The organism is Marinagarivorans sp. (assembly GCF_982758155.1).
The window spans coordinates 1-3,540 of record NZ_CEXWTU010000347.1; the positions used below are offsets into that span (position 1 = coordinate 1).

At 50.3% G+C, this 3,540-nt stretch carries 2 protein-coding genes; both read right to left on the reverse strand.

The window, feature by feature from the left end; translation table 11 throughout:
• Positions 1-192: 192 nt before the first annotated feature.
• On the reverse strand, positions 193-1,668 hold the full coding sequence (locus AC3A8L_RS20630; RefSeq protein ID WP_487964159.1) for a cobyric acid synthase: 1,476 nt from the start codon (positions 1,666-1,668) through the stop codon (positions 193-195).
• Positions 1,669-1,885: 217 nt separating this feature from the next.
• Positions 1,886-3,226, reverse strand: a complete 1,341-nt coding sequence (locus AC3A8L_RS20635) for a DEAD/DEAH box helicase (RefSeq protein ID WP_487964160.1) — start codon at positions 3,224-3,226, stop codon at positions 1,886-1,888.
• Positions 3,227-3,540: the final 314 nt, after the last annotated feature.

The window sequence follows — 3,540 nt, forward strand, 5'->3', positions numbered from 1 at the left end:
CTTAAAGGGGCGCATGCCGGGGCCTATATGGACATAGGTCATTAGGATAACGCATCGGGGCAGGAGCCCCTTATTAGACATTGCAGGAGCATAATGTCGTGGAGCAGTTATCGAGGCATGTAACGCTTTGAGCAACGAAGGTAAGGATGTCGAGATCAAGCATTAGTGGATGAAATATTGTTTCCTCGTCCCTTATATCGGGTTTTCCAACGACAGTAATGCTAGTAGTTGGCTCACTGGCCAAACTGCTTCAACCTCATCCGCTAAACGATCTAACTGCGCAAGCTTATGCGCCTGATAATCAAATTTATCCGCATCGCTTAAACCTGCCCAGTGCAACGTACTTTGCAAAAACGCCTCACTATCAAAAACACCGTGTAAATAAGTGCCTCGAATAACCCCATCTTCGCTTTGCGCGCCCTCTGGCTTTGTGCCATCCAATATAAACAAAGGCTTATCCAGCGCACTACCGCTGCTTTCACCAGCATGAATCTCATAACCCGTAACGCCAATATCGCTACCCACACACACGCCAACCACATTGCGCAGTGTTTTTTCTGGCTTTAACTCGGTGGATATATCCAATAAACCTAACCCCTCACCACTCGAGCCGGCCGCGCCTTCGACCCCCTCTGGATCGGTTAATGTTTTACCCAGCATTTGATAACCACCGCAAATGCCCATCACACGGCCGCCATAACGTAAGTGCTTCTGAATAACGGGCTCCCAACGTTTATCGCGCAACCACGCCAAGTCATCCAATACATTTTTACTGCCAGGCAAGATCAATAAATCACAGGGGCCAAAATCGGCAGGCGTTCGCACGTAGGTTAAATTCACATTGGGGTGCAAGCGCAGCGCATCAAAATCGGTATGGTTAGAAATGCGTGGGTAAACCACGACCGAAACATTAACGGCGTTGTCACTGGCATTAAATTGCTGCGTATCAATAGCGTCTTCGGCTTCAATATACAGCTCTTGAATATAAGGAATAACCGCCAGTATGGGTTTGCCTGCTTTTTCCAGCAACCAATCGTTGGCCGGTTTTAATAAGGTTTCATCACCGCGAAATTTATTAATAATAAAACCCTGAATACGGGATTGCTCTGTTGAGCTCAAGCATTCATAGGTCCCGTACAAATGCGCATAAACGCCGCCACGGTCAATATCTGCCACTATCACCACAGGGCAATCGGCCGCCTCGGCAAAACCCATATTGGCGATATCGCCTTGGCGCAAATTAATTTCGGCGGGGCTACCCGCGCCCTCAACCACGACCACTTGGTACTGCGCGGCTAACCGCTGGTGCGCCGCTAAAACAATAGGTAATAAACTCGGTTTTTTATGGTGGTAACCCCAAGCCTCTAAATTACCCTGCGCTTTGCCCAGCACAATAACCTGCGCTCCCGTATTGCTATTGGGCTTTAATAACACGGGGTTCATATCTACGTGGGGCGCCAAGCCACACGCTAGCGCCTGCACCGCCTGCGCGCGCCCAATTTCACCGCCATCGGCTGTAACCGCGCTATTAAGTGCCATATTTTGAGATTTGAAAGGCGCCACACTCACGCCGTGCCGATATAAAATTCGCCCGATTGCAGCAACAAGCAAGCTCTTGCCGGCATCAGACGTTGTGCCTTGCACCATGAGGGTATGGGGGGACTTCATTGCTGAGTACGCCAAGTTTAATAGGGCGGCAGTTTAGCATTTCACTCTTAATACGAGCAGCTTTCACGAACCGCATTACCCTTCTTAAAGACAGGACCGCGCTAACTAACGAGGTAACCATTGTTATTCCATTGCCGCTTGCGATGACAATAATGCGTCGACGAAAAAAAACCAGCTCAATAGCTGGTTTTCAATTCACACGAACAATCAATTCAATCTAATTGGCGCCGCTAGTGTTCCCGCGATTACCACCACCGGTTCTACCGCCACCGCCACTACGCGACCCGCCAGGCCGAGCGCCGCTTCCGGTGCGATTGCGCGAAGGGGGTTTGCCGCCTGGGGCGCGCTGGCCATCCATGTGCTGCTTTGGTTTTTTCGGGCTTTTAGGCCTGTGGGCTCTGGGCGTGGGCGAAGGGGGTACTTCGTGCACGGGCTCGAAGCCGCCAATATAATCGCGCTCGATAATCTTGCCGATAACGCGCTCAATATCCACAAGCTGCGTAATTTCATCCGCACTCACAAGCGATACCGCTTTACCGGATGCACCAGCACGGCCGGTGCGACCAATGCGGTGGACGTAATCTTCAGGTACATTCGGTAGATCAAAATTCACCACTTGTGGCAACTGATCGATATCCAAGCCGCGCGCGGCAATATCAGTGGCAACCAGAATCCGAACCTTACCATCCTTAAATTCGGCTAACGCGCGTGTACGAGCGCCCTGGCTTTTATTGCCATGAATGGCAGCGGCGGTAATACCGGCGGCATCCAATTGTTTGGTTAATTTATTCGCGCCGTGTTTTGTGCGGCTAAATACTAACGCTTGTTTCCAATCACCCTCTTTGATCAGGTGCGTTAATAGCGCGGCTTTTTTCGCTTTATCCACAGGGTGAATTAATTGCGTCACCGAGGTGGCCGTAGAATTTTTAGGCGTAACCGAAACCTGTACTGGATTCTTTACCAAGCTTTTTGCAAGCTCGCGAATTTCATCAGAGAAGGTAGCCGAGAACATTAAGGTTTGGCGCTGTGCCGGTAAAAAACGCAATATTTTTCGGATATCATGGATAAAGCCCATATCCAACATGCGATCGGCTTCATCAAACACGAGAACTTCGAGCTGGCTAAACTTCACCGCATTTTGTTGGTACAAGTCCAGCAAGCGGCCTGGCGTAGCGACTAAAACATCGGCTCCACGGCGTAATCGCATCATCTGCGGGTTAACCTTTACACCCCCAAAAACAACCGCCGAACTCAACGGTAAATGGGCAGAATAGGATTGCACGTTCTCGGCAACCTGTGCGGCCAATTCACGTGTTGGCGTTAAGATAAGCGCACGTACTTGGTTGGCGCTGGCTTTTTGCCCAAGCGACAAACGATGTAAAATAGGCAGCGTAAAGCCGGCTGTTTTACCGGTACCGGTTTGTGCCGCCGCCATTACATCGCGGCCTTCTAGAATAGGTGGAATAGCCTGCGCCTGAATGGGCGATGGCGTTGTATAACCCTGCTCAGTAACAGCCTGTAAAATGGCCGGATCTAAGCCTAAGTCTTCAAATTGCATATTATGTCGTCACGTAGAAAGCGATAAATAACCCCTGCAATGAATATCGCGGAGTCTTTACGAAAGGGCCAAATGGCCGGAAGAGCAAAACAGATAGGCTGGAACTCGCTGCGCTAACCCTGCAGGGTTTAGCATCGCGCTGTAACAATACAACGGATTGCTCGGGTAGAATTGCGCGCAGCTTACCTTAAGCCCCTACAATAGGCCACGATTAAGCGACGAAAACCAAATCGGCATATTGCGTATAATTCACGACTGACGCCCACACCGCCCACCCAAAAAAGCCCGCCCCTTTGGTGCGCAAATCACGACCA

Coding starts and splice junctions, on each gene's coding strand:
- AC3A8L_RS20635 (WP_487964160.1), bottom strand. CDS start 3,226: ATGCAATTTGAAGACTTAGGCTTAGATCCGGCCATTTTACAGGCTGTT.
- AC3A8L_RS20630 (WP_487964159.1), bottom strand. CDS start 1,668: ATGAAGTCCCCCCATACCCTCATGGTGCAAGGCACAACGTCTGATGCC.